18 protein-coding genes are annotated in these 17715 nt (G+C 71.5%); 15 read left to right on the plus strand and 3 right to left on the minus strand.

The annotated features are described in order from the left end of the window. Nucleotides 1–22 precede the first annotated feature (22 nt). On the plus strand, nt 23–154 hold the full coding sequence (locus ACTWNK_RS07170; protein WP_474302955.1) for a hypothetical protein: 132 nt from the start codon (nt 23–25) through the stop codon (nt 152–154). On the opposite strand, the gene coaA is transcribed toward ACTWNK_RS07170, so the two are convergent. Continuing rightward, nucleotides 140–1042, minus strand: a complete 903-nt coding sequence (coaA, locus tag ACTWNK_RS07175) for a type I pantothenate kinase (RefSeq protein WP_474310858.1) — start codon at nt 1040–1042, stop codon at nt 140–142. The two genes, ACTWNK_RS07170 and coaA, sit on opposite strands and share 15 nt — an antisense overlap. A gap of 93 nt (nt 1043–1135) precedes the next feature. Between coaA and glmS the strand changes: the two genes are divergently transcribed. The 13 genes from glmS to tsaD all read left to right on the plus strand — a co-directional run bounded on the left by glmS (nt 1136) and on the right by tsaD (nt 13516). Beyond that, the gene (gene glmS / locus ACTWNK_RS07180; protein ID WP_474302957.1) at nt 1136–2980 is read left to right on the plus strand and encodes a glutamine--fructose-6-phosphate transaminase (isomerizing); all 1845 of its coding nucleotides are present in this window, start codon (nt 1136–1138) and stop codon (nt 2978–2980) included. Between the two features lie 129 nt (nt 2981–3109). Next, nucleotides 3110–4528, plus strand: coding sequence for a PhoX family protein (locus ACTWNK_RS07185; protein ID WP_474302959.1), 1419 nt, complete (start codon nt 3110–3112; stop codon nt 4526–4528). Nucleotides 4529–4546: 18 nt separating this feature from the next. Beyond that, entirely contained in the window at nt 4547–4897 is a 351-nt protein-coding gene (locus tag ACTWNK_RS07190) for a holo-ACP synthase (RefSeq protein ID WP_474302961.1), read from the plus strand. Between the two features lie 9 nt (nt 4898–4906). Continuing rightward, complete coding sequence (locus ACTWNK_RS07195) at nt 4907–6370, plus strand: NAD(P)H-hydrate dehydratase (RefSeq protein ID WP_474302963.1); 1464 nt, start codon at nt 4907–4909, stop codon at nt 6368–6370. Nucleotides 6371–6386: 16 nt separating this feature from the next. Then, complete coding sequence (gene alr, locus ACTWNK_RS07200) at nt 6387–7520, plus strand: alanine racemase (protein ID WP_474302965.1); 1134 nt, start codon at nt 6387–6389, stop codon at nt 7518–7520. After that, the gene (locus ACTWNK_RS07205) at nt 7517–8566 is read left to right on the plus strand and encodes an alpha/beta fold hydrolase (RefSeq protein WP_474302967.1); all 1050 of its coding nucleotides are present in this window, start codon (nt 7517–7519) and stop codon (nt 8564–8566) included. Before alr ends, ACTWNK_RS07205 begins: the two co-directional genes overlap by 4 nt. Before the next feature lie 32 nt (nt 8567–8598). Further along, nucleotides 8599–9045: a tRNA (adenosine(37)-N6)-threonylcarbamoyltransferase complex ATPase subunit type 1 TsaE gene (tsaE, locus tag ACTWNK_RS07210; RefSeq protein ID WP_474310859.1), complete on the plus strand. Its 447-nt coding sequence runs from the start codon at nt 8599–8601 to the stop codon at nt 9043–9045. 196 nt (nt 9046–9241) lie between these two features. Next, the gene (locus tag ACTWNK_RS07215) at nt 9242–9859 is read left to right on the plus strand and encodes a hypothetical protein (protein WP_474302969.1); all 618 of its coding nucleotides are present in this window, start codon (nt 9242–9244) and stop codon (nt 9857–9859) included. A gap of 11 nt (nt 9860–9870) precedes the next feature. Continuing rightward, nucleotides 9871–10401, plus strand: a complete 531-nt coding sequence (locus tag ACTWNK_RS07220; RefSeq protein ID WP_474302971.1) for a class F sortase — start codon at nt 9871–9873, stop codon at nt 10399–10401. 1 nt (nt 10402) lies between these two features. Further along, complete coding sequence (locus ACTWNK_RS07225; protein ID WP_474302973.1) at nt 10403–11308, plus strand: phosphotransferase family protein; 906 nt, start codon at nt 10403–10405, stop codon at nt 11306–11308. 43 nt (nt 11309–11351) lie between these two features. Next, a complete protein-coding gene (gene tsaB, locus ACTWNK_RS07230) occupies nt 11352–11999 on the plus strand; it encodes a tRNA (adenosine(37)-N6)-threonylcarbamoyltransferase complex dimerization subunit type 1 TsaB (RefSeq protein ID WP_474302975.1) in 648 nt (215 codons plus the stop codon). 13 nt (nt 12000–12012) lie between these two features. After that, complete coding sequence (rimI, locus tag ACTWNK_RS07235; RefSeq protein WP_474302977.1) at nt 12013–12492, plus strand: ribosomal protein S18-alanine N-acetyltransferase; 480 nt, start codon at nt 12013–12015, stop codon at nt 12490–12492. Then, nucleotides 12485–13516 carry a tRNA (adenosine(37)-N6)-threonylcarbamoyltransferase complex transferase subunit TsaD gene (gene tsaD, locus ACTWNK_RS07240; RefSeq protein WP_474302979.1) on the plus strand — a complete coding sequence of 344 codons (1032 nt, stop codon included), beginning with the start codon at nt 12485–12487 and terminating at the stop codon, nt 13514–13516. Before rimI ends, tsaD begins: the two co-directional genes overlap by 8 nt. 75 nt (nt 13517–13591) lie before the next feature. On the opposite strand, the gene ACTWNK_RS07245 is transcribed toward tsaD, so the two are convergent. Both ACTWNK_RS07245 and ACTWNK_RS07250 read right to left on the minus strand, forming a co-directional pair. Further along, the gene (locus tag ACTWNK_RS07245; protein ID WP_474302981.1) at nt 13592–15514 is read right to left on the minus strand and encodes a coiled-coil domain-containing protein; all 1923 of its coding nucleotides are present in this window, start codon (nt 15512–15514) and stop codon (nt 13592–13594) included. Nucleotides 15515–15709: 195 nt separating this feature from the next. Further along, a complete protein-coding gene (locus tag ACTWNK_RS07250; protein WP_474302983.1) occupies nt 15710–16888 on the minus strand; it encodes a class I SAM-dependent methyltransferase in 1179 nt (392 codons plus the stop codon). A gap of 62 nt (nt 16889–16950) precedes the next feature. Between ACTWNK_RS07250 and ACTWNK_RS07255 the strand changes: the two genes are divergently transcribed. Further along, nucleotides 16951–17712, plus strand: a complete 762-nt coding sequence (locus ACTWNK_RS07255; protein ID WP_474302985.1) for a MerR family transcriptional regulator — start codon at nt 16951–16953, stop codon at nt 17710–17712. The last annotated feature ends 3 nt before the right edge of the window (nt 17713–17715 follow it).

A 17715-nucleotide genomic window follows, 5' to 3' on the forward strand; every position in this document is an offset into this window, starting at 1 on the left:
AGAGGCGGACAGGCTTGGCGTCGTGCGAGAGAAAGAGGGGTCGGCCGTGCGCTGTCACGAGGAGGGAGAGGTCTGCTGGTTCGCCGACGTCGACGACCAGGAGTGCGCGGGCCGCTTCGCCCTCTACGTGCTGCGCGAGCTAGGTACGGCGTAGCCGTACTCGTCTGACCGAGTGGTCGGCGCCCTTCTGCAGGACCAGGCCGGCCCGGCCCCGGGTGGGCGCGATGTTCTCCACCAGGTTGCGCTCGTTGATGTCGCGCCAGACGTTGCGCGCGAACTCGGTCGCCTCCTGCTCCGACAGCTCCGCGATGTACTTGAAGTAGGACTTGGGGTCCTCGAAGGCCGTGCGGCGCAGCTTGTGGAACCTCTCGACGTACCAGTCGCGGATGTCCTCGACCTTGGCGTCGACATAGATGGAGAAGTCGAAGTAGTCGTTGACGGCCAGCGACGTCGGCGGCGCGGGCTGCAGGACGTTGAGCCCTTCGATGATGAGGATGTCCGGCCTGCTGACCACCTGGGAGGCGCCGGGCACGATGTCGTACTCCAGGTGGCTGTAGACGGGGGCGCGTACCTCGGCGGCTCCCGACTTGACCGCGGCGACGAACCTGACCAGCGCCCGCCTGTCGTAGCTCTCGGGGAAGCCCTTGCGGTGCATGATCTGCCTGGCTTCGAGCACGGTGTTGGGATACAGGAAGCTGTCGGTGGTGATCAGCTCCACGTGCGGGTGCTCGGGCCAGCGGGCCAGCAGCGTGTGCAGGAGCCTCGCGGTGGTGGACTTGCCGACGGCGACGCTGCCGGCGATGCCCAGGATGTAGGGGACATGGGTCTCACGGTCGCCGAGGAAGGACCCGACGGCGTGCGAGCGCTGCCTTGAGCCCGTGAAGTGCAGGTTCAGCAGGCGGGTCAGCGGCAGGTAGATGTCGGTCACCTCGGCGAGGTCGATCGGGTCGTCGACGCCGCGCAGCTCTTCGAGCTCGTCTGCGGTGAGAGTCAAGGGCGTGTTCTTGCGGAGTTCGCTCCACTGCTCCCTGCTCAGTTCCACATAGCCGTTGTTCACTCAGGAAGCGTAGCCGCCGGTCGAAAGCTTGAGCCGTTTGGGTGGTTCCCCATAGCCCGGCCGGACGATGTTGTGATCATGTGTGGAATCGTGGGTTATGTCGGCAGCCGCCGGGCTCAGGACGTCGTCGTCGAGGGGCTGGCCAGGCTGGAGTACCGGGGATACGACTCGGCCGGGATCGCGCTCGCGGGGCCCGAGCTGGCGATGGAGAAACGCGAGGGCAAGCTGGCCAATCTGCGGGCCGCGCTGCGGGCCAGGACGATGCCCGGGTCCACGACCGGCATCGGGCACACCCGCTGGGCCACGCACGGCGCCCCGAACGACCGCAACGCCCACCCGCACGCCGACTGCACCGCCACGGTGGCGGTCATCCACAACGGCATCATCGAGAACTTCGCCGCACTCCGCGCCGAACTGGAGGAACGCGGGCACAAGCTGATCTCCGAGACCGACACCGAGGTGGTCGCCCACCTGGTCGAGGAGTGGATCGAGGGCGGCGCCGACCTCGCCGACGCCATGCGCGCGGTCTGCCGCCGGCTGGAGGGCGCCTTCACCCTGCTGGCCGTGAGCGCCGCCGAGCCCGGCCTGGTGGTCGGCGCCAGGCGCGATTCGCCGCTGGTCGTCGGCAGGGGCGTGGGCGAGAACTTCCTCGGCTCCGACGTCGCCGCCTTCGTCGCCCACACGCGCGAGGCGATCGAGCTCGGCCAGGACCAGGTGGTGGAGCTGCGCGCCGACTCGGTCACGGTGACGGGCTTCTACGGCGAGCCGGTCGAGACGCGCGACTACCACGTGGACTGGGACGCGTCCGCCGCCGAGAAGGACGGCTTCGACCACTTCATGCTCAAGGAGATCGCCGAACAGCCCCGCGCGGTCGCCGACACCCTGCGCGGCAGGTTCTCGCCCGACGGCAGCCTCACCCTGGACGAGATGCGCCTGTCCCCGCAGGACCTGCGTGACATCGACAAGATCGTGGTGGTGGCGTGCGGCACCTCCTTCCATGCCGGGCTGATCGCCAAGCAGGCCATCGAGCACTGGGTCGGCCTGCCGTGCGAGGTGGAGCCCGCCAGCGAGTTCCGCTACCGCGACCCGATCCTGACCCGCGACACGCTGGTCGTCGTGATCTCGCAGTCCGGCGAGACGATGGACACCCTGATGGCCGTACGGCACGCTCGTGAGCAGCGCTCCAAGGTGCTGGCCATCTGCAACGTCAACGGCTCCACGATCCCGCGCGAGTCCGACGCGGTCGTCTACACGCACGCGGGTCCCGAGGTGGCCGTCGCCTCGACCAAGGCCTTCCTCACCCAGCTCGTCGCCTGCTACCTGGTCGCGCTCTATCTGGCCCAGGTACGGGGCACCAGGTTCGGCGACGAGATCGCCGACGTGGTCGCGACGCTGCAGCGCACGCCCGAGGCCATCGCGCGGGTGCTGGAGACCGTGGAGCCGGTACGCGAGCTGGCCAGGTCGCTGGCGGCCGAGCGCTGCGTGCTGTTCCTCGGCAGGCACGTGGGCGTCCCCGTCGCACTCGAAGGCGCGCTCAAGCTCAAGGAGCTGGCCTACATGCACGCGGAGGGCTTCGCGGCCGGAGAGCTCAAGCACGGCCCGATCGCACTGATCGAGTCCGGCCTGCCGGTCGTCGTCGTGGTGCCATCGCCGTACGGCCAGCCGACGCTGCACGGCAAGATCGTGTCCAATATCCAGGAGATCAGGGCCAGGGGCGCCAAGACCATCGTGGTGGCCGAGGAGGGCGACGAGGCCGTCGTGCCCTACGCCGACACGCTGATCAGGGTTCCGGCGCTGCCCACACTGCTGCAGCCGCTCGTGACGACCGTGCCGCTGCAGGTCTTCGCCTGCGAGCTGGCCACGGCCAAGGGCCACGACGTGGACCAGCCGAGGAACCTGGCCAAGTCGGTGACCGTGGAGTAATCCACAGCCTGTGGACAAAGTCATGGGATTACCAAGGCCCGGCGAAGGGAAAGGTGGAGATCTGCCATAGGGAGGCGGGCCCGGCGAGATTACCGTGCGATGAACGCCGCCTTTCCGGAAGGTCTCGCCATGGATCGTCGTCGCTTCCTGGCCGGTGCAGCCGTGCTCACCGCCACGGGCGTGTCAGGACCGTTCGCCGGAGCCGCCCAGGCCGTACGGCGGGGCGGTGCGCGCCCGGGTGCGGGCTACGGGCCGCTGGTCGCCGTGCCCGACGCCAGGGACGGGCAGGTCAGGCTGCATCTGCCCCAGGGGTTCGGCTATCGCTCGTTCAACGCGGCGGGCGAGAGGTTCTCCGACGGCACGGCCGTGCCGGGCAGGCACGACGGCATGGCCGCCTTCCGCGGGCCTGGCGGCCATGCCGTGCTGGTCCGCAACCACGAGGTCAACGGCCCGGTCGGCGCGTTCGGCGACCCGGCCAGGGCCTACGACCCCATGGCCGGAGGCGGCACGGCGACACTGCGCGTCACCAGGTACGGCGAGGTGATCAGCAGCGGCCCCTCGCTGACCGGCACGCAGATGAACTGCTCGGGCGGGCCGATGCCGTGGGGGGCGTGGGTGACGTGCGAGGAGACGGTCAACGGGCCCGACGTCGGCAACGACTTCACCGGCCAGGACAACTCCAAGCTGCGCGAAAGGCACGGCTACATCTTCGAGGTGCCGCTGAACGGCACGGCCTCGGCCAGGCCGATCCGCTCGGCCGGGCGGTTCGCGCACGAGTCCGCCGCCTTCGACCCGGTGAGCGGTGCGCTGTACCTGACCGAGGACAACTTCGCCTTCCCGTCCGGGTTCTACCGCTACCTGCCGCCCCGGCATCCGCTGGCCGCCGGGCGCATCAAGGACGGCGGCAGGCTGCAGATGCTGGCCGTACGCGGGGAGCCGGGCAAGGATCTGTCGCTCGGACAGCCGCAGGGCGCCTCCTATCGCACGACATGGGTGGACATCGAGGAGCCGGACCCGGAGTTCAGCGGCCTGCCGAGCAACGACACCGCCATCCAGGCCGTCGGCGCCCAGGGCAGGGCGGCGGGAGGCGCGATCTTCTCCAGGCTCGAAGGGGCGGTGCACCACCACGGCACGGTGTACTTCGTCTCGACCCAGGGCGGCGCCACCGCGCAGGGCGACACGCCGCCTTCGGGGTTCGGCAAGGGTAGGGGGCAGGTCTGGGCCTACGAGACCTGGTCGGGGCGGCTCAGGCTGGCCTTCGAGTCGCCGGGCTCGATGGTGCTCGACCTGCCCGACAACATCACCACCAGCCCGAAGGGCACACTCGTGCTGTGCGAGGACGGCGGCGGCGACAACTACCTGCGCGGGCTGACCAGAAGGGGGGAGATCTTCGACTTCTCCCGCCTGGTCCCGGTGCCCGGCGACACGGGGGCGGAGTTCGCCGGCTCCAGCTTCGGGCCGGGCGGGCACACGCTCTATGTGAACGTGCAGTCCGCGCAGGGCGTGACGTTCGCCATCTGGGGTCCCTGGCACAAGGGCGGCTTCTGACGCCTCTAGCCTGGAGCGATGATCCTGGGCATCGGCGTCGACGTGGTGGACGTGGCACGCTTCGAGGCGACCCTGCTGCGTACCCCCGCCCTGCGGGCGCGGCTGTTCACCGAGGCGGAGCGGCCGCTGCCCGTCGCCTCCCTGGCCGCGCGCTTCGCCGCCAAGGAGGCGGTCGCCAAGGCGCTCGGCGCGCCGCCCGGCCTCGGGCACCTGGAGGCCGAGGTGCTGGTGGGCGAGCACGGCAGGCCGCAGTTGCGCGTCACAGGCAAGGCCGCGCAGGTCGCCGGCGGGCTCGGCGTCACACGCTGGCACGTCTCGCTCAGCCATGACGGGGGCGTCGCGATCGCTTATGTGATCGCCGAGGGATAACTTCGGATCATGCTGACCGCCTTCACAGCCGACCAGATCAGAGCAGCCGAACAGGCGCTGATGGCGACCGTGCCCGACGGCACGCTGATGCGCAGGGCGGCGATGGGCCTGGCCGTCGTGTGCGCCGAGACGCTCGGCCGGGTCTACGGCTCGCGGGTCGTCCTGCTGGTCGGCGGCGGGGACAACGGCGGCGACGCGCTGTACGCCGGGGCCGACCTGGCCAGGCGCGGCGCCAGGGTCGAGGCGGTGCTCGCCGGTGGGCGTGCGCACGAGGCCGGGCTGGCCGCGCTGCTCGGCGCCGGTGGCCGGGTGGCCGGGCCGGAGGTCGTCGAGCGGGCGGACCTGGTGGTGGACGGGCTGGTCGGGATCGGCGTCTCGGGGGCGTTGCGGGAGCCGTACTCCTCGTTGGCCGAGCGGGCGGGCGGCTGCGGGGCGCCGGTGGTGGCCGTGGACGTGCCGAGCGGGGTGGACGCGAGCACCGGGCGTGTGGAAGGACGGGCGGTCACGGCGACGACGACCGTCACCATGGGCGCGTACAAGAGCGGGCTGCTGATCGATCCTGGCGCCGAGCACGTGGGCCTCTCGCGGCTGGTCGGTATCGGGCTCGAACCGTATCTGCCCGAGCCCGACGTCGTGGCCTTCACCCGGGCGGACGTGGCGGGGCTGCTGCCCAGGCCCGGGGCCGAGTCGGACAAGTACCGCAGGGGCGTCGTGGGGGTGGTCGCGGGGAGCGAGCACTACACGGGCGCGGCCGTGCTGGCCGTCGGCGGCGCGCTGCGGGCGGGCGCGGGCATGGTGCGCTACGTCGGCCAGGCGGCTCCGGCGGCGCAGGTACGCGCGCGGTGGCCGGAGGCGGTGCTCACGCGGGGCGACTCGATCAGGGGCGCCGGACGCGTGCAGGCGTGGGTGCTCGGACCGGGCATGGGCACCGACGACCGGGCCGCGGCGCTGGCCGCCGAGGTCCTGGCCACCGACGTGCCGGTGCTGGTCGACGCCGACGCGCTCACCCTGGTGGCCCGCGCGCCCGGCCTGCTGCGCCGCGGCGCGCCCGTCCTGCTCACCCCGCACGCCGGGGAGCTGTCACGCCTGCTCGGCGCATCGCGCGAGGCGATCGAGGCCGCCAGGCTTGAGCACGTCAGGGCCGCGGCGGCCGAGCTCGGTGCGACCGTGCTGCTCAAGGGGTCGACCACCCTGGTGGCCGAGCCGGGCCGCCCGGTCGCGGTCAACCTCACGGGCAGCCCCTGGCTGGCCACGGCGGGCACCGGCGACGTGCTGGCCGGGATCGCGGGCACACTGCTGGCCGCCGGGCTGAGCGCCTACGACGCGGGGGCCTGCGCCGCGCACCTGCACGGACTGGCCGGGTCCATCGCGGCAGGCGGTGCGCCTCTCGTCTCGGCCGAGGTCGCCGACGCCGTTCCCGAGGCCATGCGGCAGGTCGCCGAGAGACGAATCTCGCTCGGCACCCATCGGTAGCTGCCAAACTGTGCAGATGGACTCTCCGATGGCGACCCCGGCCGAAGCACGCGTCGACCCGGCCGCGATCAGGCACAATGTGGCCGTCCTCAGGCAGGGCGCGCCCGGCGCCGCGCTGATGGCCGCGGTCAAGGCCGATGCCTACGGGCACGGGCTCGTCGGCGCCTCGCGTGCGATCGTCGAGGCCGGGGCAGACCGGCTCGGCACCGCGTACGTCAGGGAGGCGCTCGCGCTGCGCGCGGCCGGGATCACCGTGCCGCTGCTGTCGTGGATCATCACACCGGGCGAGCCGCTCGCCGACGCCGTCGCGCAGGACATCGAGTTGTCGGCCTCCGACGAGCGCACGCTCGCGGCCGTCGCCGCCGCGGCCAGGCAGACCGGCAAGGTCGCCAAACTGCACCTGGAGGCCGACACCGGCATGTCGCGAGGCGGCGCCACAGCGGCCGCGTGGCCCGCCCTGGTCAAGGCCGCCGCGGCCGAGGAGGCCGTCGAGGTCGTCGGCCTGTGGTCGCACTTCGCCTGCGCCGACATACCTGGCCATCCATCGATCACCGCCCAGCTCGACGCCTTCGACGAGGCGCTGACCGTGGCCGAGCAGACGGGCGTCGGCGGCTCCCACGTCATCAGGCACATCGCCAACTCCGCCGCCGCGCTCACCCTGCCGCGCGCCCGCTACGACATGGTCCGTCCGGGCATCGCCGTCTACGGCCTGAGCCCGATCCCCGAGCAGGGCGACTTCGGCCTGGTCCCGGCCATGACGCTGGTGGCCCAGCTCGCCCTGACCAAGCGCGTGCCGCAGGGCTCGGGCGTCTCCTACGGCCTGCTCTACGCCACCGGGGCCGAGACGACGCTCGCTCTGGTGCCGCTCGGCTATGCCGACGGTGTGCTCCGCCATGCGACGGGCAGGGTGGAGGTCCTGGCAGGGGGCAGACGCCGACAGATCGCGGGCAGGGTGTGCATGGACCAGTTCGTGATCGACGTGGGCGACGACCGGCTGACCTCGGGCGACGAGGTCGTGCTGTTCGGCCCCGGCGGCCAGGGGGAGCAGACCGCACAGCAGTGGGCCGATTCCCTCGGCACGATCACTCATGAGATCGTGACCAGAATCGGTTCGCGGGTGCCACGCGTATACGGAGGATCGGGGAGATGACCACGACGACGAAGCAGAAGGTCGGGATCGCGGGGGCGATCGTCGGCGCCGCCTCCGCGGGGGTGGCGGCGGCGGCTCTGGCCAAGCGCTACGCCGTCGGCCGGATCAGGCTGCGGCCCGACCTGGAGGCGAGCGAGCCGTTCGGCGAGCTCAAGGGCAGGCAGCGCACCCTGACCACCAGCGACGGCGTCGAGCTGCACGTCGAGCTCGACGGCCCCGACGACGCGCCGCTGACGATCGTGTTCTGCCACGGCTACACCCTCAACAGCGACTCCTGGCACTACCAGCGCCGCGACCTGCGCGAGCGCTTCCGCATCCTGCTGTGGGACCAGCGCTCGCACGGCCGCTCCCAGCGCACCGGCCCCGACGACGCGACGATCGACAGGCTCGGCGACGACCTCGCCGAGGTGATCGAGGCCTATGTGCCGGGTCCATGCCTGCTGGTCGGCCACTCGATGGGCGGCATGACGGTGATGGCGCTGGCCGACCGGCATCCGGAGCTGTTCGGCGACAAGATCCGGGGGGTGGCGCTCATCGCAACCAGTGCCGGAAAGCTGGCCGAGATCTCGCTGGGGCTGCCCGCGCTGCTGTCCAAGGCCGTGCACAAGGTGACGCCGTCCACGGTGTCGCTGCTCGGGCGCGGCGGCGCGCTCGTCGACAGGACCAGGCACGCGGGCAACGACATCGCCTTCCTGGTGCTGCGGTATCTCGGGTTCGGCGACTCGCGCAACGTCAGTCCCACGCTGGTCGACTTCGTCGAGTCGATGATCCGCTCGACGCCCACCGAGGTGATCGCGGACTTCTACCCGGCGCTGATGAACCACGACAAGCTCTCGGCGCTCGACGTGCTCGACGACGTGCCGACGGCCATCCTGGTGGGCGAGAAGGACTGGCTGACCCCGCCCGACCACAGCCGGGCCATCGCGGCGGCGCTGCCCAGGGCCGTGCTCACCGAGGTGCCCGACACCTCGCACCTGATCCAGCTCGAACGCCCCTCGGTCGTCAACGACGCGCTGCGGGACCTGGCCGACAGGGTGCGGCTGTGACGGCGCAGCGGGTGGCGGCCACCGCCGACGAGATGCGCGCGTTCGGCGTCGAGCTCGCCGCCCTGCTGCGGCCGGGCGACCTGCTGGTGCTGTCCGGGCCGCTGGGCGCGGGCAAGACGACCCTCGTCCAGGGGATCGCCGAAGGGCTCAAGGTACGCGGCCCGATCACCTCGCCGACGTTCGTGATCGCCCGTGTGCATCCCTCGCTCGCCGGGGGGCCGCCGCTGGTGCATGCCGACGCCTATCGGCTCGGCGGCGACCTGGAGGTGGACGACCTCGACCTCGACGCCTCCCTAGAGGAGTCGGTGACCGTGGTGGAGTGGGGCGAGGGGCTGGTCGAGGGGCTGGCCGACGATCGCCTCGAGATCCGCATCGCCAGGGCCGACGACGACTCGCGCACGGTCGGGCTGACCGGGGTCGGCGCACGGTGGTCGGCGTTGGCGCGTTCCGACACGCCGCCTGATCCGGTACAAGAGTAAAACCTTCTCCATCTCCCGGTAATCCTGGCACCCTTGACGTACCTCGTGATTGATATGGATCATCGTTTTTTGTCTAGATCTATTGGGCATTAAGCGGGGTGCAGCGCTCCAATAAGGGCGATGCTGGGCGTATACGGCGAAGTGGGGTGCGGCGGTGCTCAGGGTCACATGGGCTGCGGGCGCGGGAGTCTTAGTCATGCTCGGTCTCGCCGGATGCTCGGCGGAGGCGGCCACACCGGCCGCCACACCGTCGGCGAGCCCGTCGGCGAGCTCGACCGCGACCCGCCAGAACATCAAGGTCGAACTCAATCCCTCCACCGTCACCGCCGGGGCCAACTCACAGGTCTGGATCCTGGCCAACTGCCCCGTGCCGACCGGCGGCCCCACGCACAGCGGCACCGCCACGTCCAAGGCCTTCCTCGCGGGCGTCACGCTCGACCCGGTGCCCGCCCCCACGCCCAGCAAGGCCGCCACCACGACCGCCTCGCCCGCGCCCCTTCCCTACGTGCGCGGCGACGCCGTCGTCTCGCCCACCGTCAAACGCGACACGTACTGGGTCGACGTCAAGTGCGACGGCACCAACGACACCGGCAGGGCCAAGCTCAAGGTCGTGGCCGAGGACACCGGCGGCGGCGACGACAGCCCCGTCGTGCCCACCAAGCCGCCCAAGGCCGGAGGCGGCGGCACCTTCGCCCAGGACGGCGCGGCCGAAGAGGGCCTGATGGACACGCTGCCGCTGGCCCCCATGGGCATCGTGTTCGGCCTCGCGCTCGTCGCCGCCGTCGGGCTGGTCGTCAAGCAGCGTCGCGGGTAACCATGGCTCGCATGTCCAGGGTGGTCCTCGCGGGGGCCGCCACCGGCGTGGTGCTCATCGTGTTCGGCAAGCTCGACATCTCGCCGCAGGAGACCCGCTCGGCCGGGGTCGTGCCGCGCAGCATCGACATTCCGGCGATCGACCTCGAAGCGCCGTTGATGAAGCTCGGCATGACCAAGGACGGTGAGGTGGAGTTGCCGCCGTACGAGAAGCCGAAGATGGCGGGATGGTTCAAGCACAGCGCGGTGCCGGGCGACAAGGGCGCCTCGGTGATCATCGGGCATGTGGACACCAAGACCGCGCCCGCCGTGTTCTACAAGCTCAAGCAGCTGCGCAAGGGCCAGGTCGTCCGCGTCGAACGCAGTGACGGCAAGATCGCCGAGTACAGGGTGGAACGCGTCGAGCAGGTGCACAAGGACGCCTTTCCCGCCCAGAGCGTCTACACCGAGGAAGGGCTGCGCCTGGTCACGTGCGGCGGCACGTTCGACTACGCCAAGCACGAGTACGTCGACAATGTGATCGTCTACACCAAGCGCGCCTGACGTGCCGCGCCAGGACTGGTCCGAAGTGCCCGCGCAGGTACGGCTGGCCGTCGAGGCGCGGCTCGGCGCTCCGGTCGTGCGGGCGGTCACCCGCGAGGGTGGCTTCTCGCCGGGCCCGGCCGCGCGGCTCGACCTGGCCGACGGCAGGCGCGTGTTCGTCAAGGCGGCAGGGCCCGCGCCCAATCCGGACACACCGCTCCTGCACCGGGCCGAGGCCCGCATCGCCTCGGCGCTGCCGACCGCCGTGCCCGCGCCCAGGCTGCTGGCCGACCTGGACGTCGGCGGGTGGGTGGTGCTGCTGTTCGAGTACGTCGACGGTCACATGCCGCTGCAGCCGTGGCTGCCGGACGAGCTGAACAGCGTCCTGACGGCGTTGGGCGAGCTCGCGGCGACGCTCACGCCCGCGCCCGTCGAGGCGCCCACGGTCGGCGAGCGCTACGACCGGATGTTCAGGGGATGGCGGCGGCTGCTGGCCGACCCGCAGGCGGCGCGCGACCTCGGACCGTGGGAACGCGAGCACCTGACCCGCCTGGCCGACCTCGAATCCGGCTGGGCCGGGGCGGCGGCGGGCGACACGCTCGTACACGCCGACATGCGGGCCGACAACATCCTGCTCAGCGGCGGGCGCGTGCTCTTCGTCGACTGGCCGTGGGCCAGCATCGGGGCGCCGTGGTTCGACCTGGTGCTCATGGCGCCTTCGGTGCGGCTGAACGGCGGGCCGCCGCCGCAGGAGCTGGTGCCGGACCCGGACGAGGCGATCACCGCGCTGGTGGCCGCGAGCAGCGGGTACTTCGCCTGGCAGAGCCGTCAGCCGCCGCCGCCGGGACTGCCGACCGTGCGCGCCTTCCAGCGCGCGCTGGCCGTGCCCGCCCTGCAATGGCTGCGTTCGCGCACCGGATGGGCGTGAGGACTGCGCGTAAGGCACGGGTGAGCGACTACCCTTGACGTTCGTGCTTGTGCTGGCTTTCGACACCGCGACCCCCGCCGTCACCGCCGCTGTTCACGACGGCGACCGTGTGCTGGCCGAATCCACGACGATCGACGCCCGCCGCCATGGTGAGCTGCTCGTTCCCACCATCGAGGCCGTCGTCGCCGAGGCCGGGGTCGCCCTTCGTGACGTCACCGCCATCGTCGCCGGTTCCGGTCCCGGTCCCTACACCGGGCTGCGCGTCGGGCTGATGACCGCCCAGGCGCTCGCGCTGGCGCTCGGCGTGCCCGCGTACGGTATCTGCTCGCTCGACGCCATCGCCTACGGCAGCGGGCTGCGCGAGCCGTTCCTGGTCGCGACCGATGCCCGGCGCAAGGAGGTGTTCTGGGGGCGTTACTCCGCCTTCGACACGCCTCTCGACGGGCCGTTCGTCGATCGGCCCGCCGACGTGGCGACCGGCGGGCTGCCGATCGCCGGGGCGGGGGCCGAGCTCTACGCCGACGTCTTCGACCGTGTGCTGGACGCGCCGCCGTACCCCTATGGAGGCGCGCTGGCGGCGCTCGCCGCCGGGCGGCTGGCGGCGGGGCAGACGCTGGACGCGCCGCTGCCGATCTACCTGCGCAGGCCCGACGCCGTGGTGCCCAAGGCGCCGAAGAAGGTGACGGCATGAGCGGGGTGAAACGGTGAGACTGCGGCAGATGACGCTCGCCGACCTGCCGTCCGTGCTGGAGCTCGAACGGGCGACGTTCCCCGCCGACGCGTGGAGCGAAGGCATGCTGCGCGGCGAGCTGGAGGACCAGCCTCGCACCCGGCACTATCTCGTCGCCCTGTCCGGCGAGCAGGACGGCGGGCAGGACGGCGATCAGGACGGTGAGATCGTCGGTTACGCGGGCCTGGCCGCCGCCGCCGACCAGGCCGACGTGCAGACCATCGCCGTCGGGGCCGAGCACAGGGGCCAGGGGGTCGGCGCGGCCCTGCTGACCGCCCTGCTGGCCGAGGCCGCCCGCAGGGGAGCCGCCGAGGTCTTCCTCGAGGTACGCGCCGACAACCCCAGGGCGCAGGCCCTCTATGTGCGTTTCGGATTCGAGGAGATCGGCCTGCGCCGCCGCTACTACGACGACGGCACCGACGCGATCGTGATGAAGAGGAAGATCGATGGCTGACGAACCCCTGGTGCTGGGCATCGAGACCTCGTGCGACGAGACCGGCATCGGGATCGTGCGCGGGCACACGCTGCTGGCCAACACCATCGCCTCCAGCATGGACGAGCACGCCAGATTCGGCGGCGTCGTGCCCGAGGTGGCCTCGCGCGCGCACCTGGAGGCCATGACGCCGACCGTGGAGAGCGCGCTGGCCCAGGCCGGACTGAAGTTCTCCGACATCGACGCCATCGCCGTCACCGCCGGGCCGGGGCTCGCCGGTGCGCTGCTGGTGGGGGTGGCCGCGGCCAAGGCCTACGCGCTGGGGCTCGGCGTGCCGCTCTACGGGGTCAACCACCTGGCCGCGCACGTCGCCGTCGACCAGCTCGAACACGGGCCGCTGCCCAAGCCGTGCATCGCCATGCTGGTCTCGGGAGGGCACTCCTCGTTGCTGCTCGTGCCCGATGTGGCCAAGGACGTCGTCTCGCTCGGGTCGACCGTTGACGACGCGGCAGGGGAGGCGTTCGACAAGGTGGCCCGGGTGCTCGGGCTGCCGTTCCCCGGCGGGCCGCACATCGACAGGGCCGCCACCAGCGGCTCGGCCACCTCCATCGCCTTTCCGAGGGGCAAGATGGACGACGGCACGCTGGACTTCTCCTTCTCCGGGCTCAAGACCGCCGTCGCGCGCTGGGTCGAGGCGCGGGAGGCGTCGGGGGAGCGGATCTCGGTGCCCGATGTGGCGGCCTCGTTCCAGGAGGCCGTGGTCGACGTGCTGACCCGCAAGGCGCTGCAGGCCTGCAAGGAGCACGGTGTGCGGGACCTGCTCATCGGCGGCGGGGTCGCGGCCAACTCCCGGCTGCGGGCGCTGGCCCAGGAGCGCTGCGAGGCGGCAGGCGTGCGCGTCCGCGTGCCCCGGCCCGGCCTGTGCACCGACAACGGCGCCATGGTCGCCACCCTGGGGTCCGATCTGGTCGCCGCCGGGATCGCGCCGTCCCGCCTGGACATCCCGGCGGACTCCTCGATGCCGATCACCGAGGTGTACGTCTGACGGGGGATCCCTGACGAGAGGAGAGCACCCCGGCCGTGTGCGCGCGTCCGGGGTGCTCTCGTTCGTGGGGCGGGGTCAGTCCTTGCTGTTGCGGGTGGGGCGCAGGAGGGCCTCGGCCAGGGCCAGCATGGTCTCCTCCAGGGCGCCGAGGCGCTTGGTGAGGTCGCTGGAGGCCGGCTCGACGATCTCGGTCACGGTCGCGGTGAGCAGTTCGGTGTCCGGCCGGGCCTGGATGGACTCGGTCAGGGCCGCGGCGGCGTCGGACAGGCGCTGGTCGATGGCGTCGAAGCGCTTGGCCTGCTCGCCTGTCTGGGAGTCGAGCAGCTCGCCCACGCGCTCGCCGATCGCCAGGGTGGCGGGCAGCTGGCCGATGCGCTGGCTGACGGCCTCGACGCGGTCGTCGACGGCCTCCAGGTGCTCGCCCGCCTTGTCGCCCTGCGAGATGAGCGCCTCGGCCTGCGAGGAGAGCGAGGAGAGCCTGCCGTCCACGCCGTCGAGCCTGCCGCCGATGCCGCTCTCGATCTCGTGCAGCCTGTCGGTCAGGTCGCTCTCGACCTCGCCGAGCCGGAGTTCGAGCACACCCGAGACCTCGGTCGTGCGCTGGTCGGCCGCCGAGGCGGTGGCGACCATGCGCTCGTCGAGCTCGGTGAAGCGGCTGTCGACGCGCCCGTCGAGGTTGTCGAAGCGGTCGTCGTGCCGTCCGAGGTGGGTGTCGACGACCCCGAGCCTGCGGTCGAGCGCGCCGAGCTGGGTGTCGACGCCGCCGAGCTGTTTGTCCAGCCCGGTGAGCCGGCCGTCGACCGCGCCGAGCTGCTTGTCCACGCCGGTCAGCCGGCCGTCGAGTGCGACCAGGCGCTTGTCGACGCCGCCGACCCGGTTGTCGACCGTGCCCAGCCTGCCGTCGACGCCGTCGAGACGGGTGTCGATGTCGGCCAGGCACTCGTCGGCCGTCTCGATGCGCCCGTCGACGCTGGCCAGGCGAGAGTCGACGGCGAGCAGCCGCCCGTCGACGCGGTCCATCCTGCTGTCGAGGCCGTCGAAGCGGTAGGACAGGCGCTCCTGCGCGCTCTCGACCTTGGCGTCGACCTGCTCGACCGCGTCGGTGACGAGCTGGACCGAGGCGGTGAGGCTCTCGTCGAGGCGGTCGGCCGTGCCGCCCAGCCTGCCGTCGACGGCCTTGAGGTCGGCCTCGACGTCGCCGAGCCTGGTGTCGATCTGGTCGGCGACGTCGGCCACCTGGCCGGTGATCCCGGCGAGCTGCCCGGACAGGCCGGTCATCCTGGCCTCGACCTGACCGGCGAGCACGGTGATCCGGGCGTCGATCAGCCCGGACGTCTCGTCGAGCCTGGCCCCGAGCTCCGTCGCGTCCGAGCCCGCACGCTCGGCCAGGTCGGTCATGCCGGACTCGACCCGCTCGGTGCGGACGGTGAGGTCGCCGATCGACTTGTCCAGGCGGGTGAACCTGTTGGCCGCGGCCTCCATGCTGGCGTTGAGCTGGCCCAGCTTGCCGGAGAACTCGCCCAGGCGCCTGGTGATGCCGTCGGTGCCCTCGACGATCGTCTGCAGCCGTCTGAGCGCCTCCTCGACGCTCTCGCCGACCGTGCCGACGTCGGCCCAGAGGCTCGGCAGCTCGGAAACGGGGGTGACGCGCTCGCCGACGCTGTCGAGGCGCTGGCCGACGGCGTCGACGTGGTCGCGGACCACCTCGACGTGCTGGGCCAGGCCTTCGGCCCAGGAGGGCGGCCTGGTGGTGATGTCGTCGAGCCTGCCGTTGACGCTCTCAAGGGCGCCGCTGAGGCTGCCGAGCTCGCGCTCGCGCACCTCGCGCAGCAGCCACTCCATGCCTTCGAGACGTTGGCGGATCTCGTCGAGCACCGCGCCTTGGGTGCGCTGCTCGTAAACATGGTCCTGGGCGGCCCTGGCGAGCAGCTCCCGCATCCTGTCGGAGATGGCGGTCTGGCTGTTCGCCTGGAGAAGGGTGTGGTTGGAGTGATCCACCGAAAGCTCCTTCACTCGCCGACGGTCAGCCGCGCAGCGGTGGGATTGGTCCGGTTTACAGGTAGAAGGTGAATTGCGCGGTCAACCGCAATAGGGGGGAGAACTCCCGCGCGCCCACCTTAGCCTCTGGATCAAGGTCTTTCGGGGCCGACTTTAAAAGATCGTGATTATCAAGGTATCGCCCCGATTTGCCATTTATGCAGGTCGAGAGGGGGTGCAGATGAGGGCGAACGGCCTGTCCGCGATGCGGGTCAGAATGACCACAGCGGATTTGTCGCCAGAAAGACGTAGGTCCTGCCGCAAGCGTTCGATGTCCACGGCCGAACCGCGTTTCTTGATGGTGACGTTTCCGACGCTACGTGTGCGCAGAGCCGATCGAAGGCGCTTCAGGGAGAATGGCATGATCTCCTCCACCTCGTAGCGCGAGGCCCAGACCGAGGTGACATCCCGGTCGCCGGTGATGTAGGCGATCATCGGGTCAAGCAGCCTGCCGCCGAGCTCCCGTGCCACCTCGCCGACCAGATGCGCCCTGATCGCCGCGCCGTCCGGCTCCCACACGTAGCGGCCCACGGCGCCCACGTCCGGCCGTACCCCTTCGGGGACGAGCGTGTGCCCGCCCGGCAGCAGGGTGGCCATGCGGGCGTCGCGGCCCGCGAGGGGGCCGCACCACAGCGCCGCCTCCTTGACCTCGCCCTTGTAGGAGACCCATTCGGCCTGCGCGCCCTCGGGGATGAACTCGTACGGGATGCCGGGCGCGACCTTGAGGCACGCGGCTCCCGCCCTGGCGATCAGGTCGAGCACGACGGGCCACGGCGGCGAGTACGCCAGCGGGTCGAACGTGCGCCCCCTGGTGGTACGCCTGGCCGGATCGGCGAACAGCACGTCGTAGCCGGAGGGGTCGAGCGAGGCGGCGTCGGCCACCCGTACGGTGACGCGCTCGCCGAGACCGAGCGCGTCGGCGTTGGCCCTGGCCACGGCGGCGGTCAGCGGATCGGCGTCGACGGCGTCGACCGTGCAGCCCGCCCTGGCCAGGGCCAGCAGGTCGCCTCCGATGCCGCTGCACGCGTCGGCCACCCGGGCCGGGCCCAGGTCCGAGGTGAGGCGGGCGGCGCGATGGTCGGCCACCTCCCTGCGGGTGGCCTGTTCGAGGCCGTGCGGGGTGAAGTACATCAGCGAGGCGTCGGCGCCGAACTTGTCGGCCGCCCTGACCCGCAGCCTGGCCTGGGTGAGCGCGGCGGCGGCCAGCGGGGCGGCGTGGCTCTTCCTTAGCCTGGTCACCGCCGTCACCTGGTCGAGCCCGGCGACGTCCGCCGCGTCGGCGAGTGCGGTCTGGCCGTGCGGCTCCAGCAGGTCGAGGAAGGCGTCGAGGTCCACGCCGTCCGACGTTAGCGCGTCCGCTTGACCCTCACGTCACGTGAGGTTCTAGCGTCGGGGGCATGAGCTACCCGGTAGGCGTCGTGGCCAGGACCGCAGGGGTGACCGTGCGGACGCTGCACCACTACGACGAGGTCGGACTGCTGTCGCCCAGCGGGCGGACGAGCGCGGGGTACCGGCGCTACTCCGAGGACGACCTGGAGCGCCTGCAGGCCATCCTCGGGTACCGGGAGCTGGGGTTCGGGCTGGAGGAGATCGCCGACATCCTCGACGATCCCGGCGCCGACCCGCTGGTCCACCTGCGCCGCCAGCACGAGTTGCTGCTCAGGCGCATGGACAGGCTCACGCACATGCTCACCCAAGTGGAGTTCACCATGGAGGCACATCAGATGGGCATCGATCTCACGCCCGAGGAGAGGTTCGAGGTGTTCGGCGACTTCGACCCCGCCGAGCACGCCGAGGAGGCCGAACGGCGCTGGGGCGGCTCCGACGCCTGGGAGCAGTCGCGGCGCAGGAGCGCGTCGTTCACCAAGGCGGACTGGAAGCAGTTCATGGCGTCGGCGCAGGAGGTGACCCTGCGCATGGCGGCGGCGATGGCCGACGGCGCGCCCGCCGACGGCGAGCGTGCGATGGACCTGGCCGAGGAGCACCGCAGGCACATCACCACGTGGTGCTACGACTGCACGTACGAGATCCACAGAGGGCTCGGCGAGATGTACGTCGCCGACCCCCGCTTCACCGCCAACATCGATGCCACGGCCGAGGGCCTGGCCCGCTACACCCGCGACGCGATCATCGCCAACGCCGACCGCGCCGGGCAGTAGGGC

This window comes from Nonomuraea sp. IBHARD001, assembly GCF_056106265.1.

What these genes read in the sequence shown, in the direction of transcription:
- glmS (WP_474302957.1), top strand. Translation starts at nt 1,136, where the DNA reads ATGTGTGGAATCGTGGGTTATGTCGGCAGCCGCCGGGCTCAGGACGTC.
- ACTWNK_RS07185 (WP_474302959.1), top strand. Translation starts at nt 3,110, where the DNA reads ATGGATCGTCGTCGCTTCCTGGCCGGTGCAGCCGTGCTCACCGCCACG.
- ACTWNK_RS07190 (WP_474302961.1), top strand. Translation starts at nt 4,547, where the DNA reads ATGATCCTGGGCATCGGCGTCGACGTGGTGGACGTGGCACGCTTCGAG.
- ACTWNK_RS07195 (WP_474302963.1), top strand. Translation starts at nt 4,907, where the DNA reads ATGCTGACCGCCTTCACAGCCGACCAGATCAGAGCAGCCGAACAGGCG.
- alr (WP_474302965.1), top strand. Translation starts at nt 6,387, where the DNA reads ATGGACTCTCCGATGGCGACCCCGGCCGAAGCACGCGTCGACCCGGCC.
- ACTWNK_RS07205 (WP_474302967.1), top strand. Translation starts at nt 7,517, where the DNA reads ATGACCACGACGACGAAGCAGAAGGTCGGGATCGCGGGGGCGATCGTC.
- tsaE (WP_474310859.1), top strand. Translation starts at nt 8,599, where the DNA reads ATGCGCGCGTTCGGCGTCGAGCTCGCCGCCCTGCTGCGGCCGGGCGAC.
- ACTWNK_RS07215 (WP_474302969.1), top strand. Translation starts at nt 9,242, where the DNA reads ATGCTCGGTCTCGCCGGATGCTCGGCGGAGGCGGCCACACCGGCCGCC.
- ACTWNK_RS07220 (WP_474302971.1), top strand. Translation starts at nt 9,871, where the DNA reads ATGTCCAGGGTGGTCCTCGCGGGGGCCGCCACCGGCGTGGTGCTCATC.
- tsaD (WP_474302979.1), top strand. Translation starts at nt 12,485, where the DNA reads ATGGCTGACGAACCCCTGGTGCTGGGCATCGAGACCTCGTGCGACGAG.
- ACTWNK_RS07255 (WP_474302985.1), top strand. Translation starts at nt 16,951, where the DNA reads ATGAGCTACCCGGTAGGCGTCGTGGCCAGGACCGCAGGGGTGACCGTG.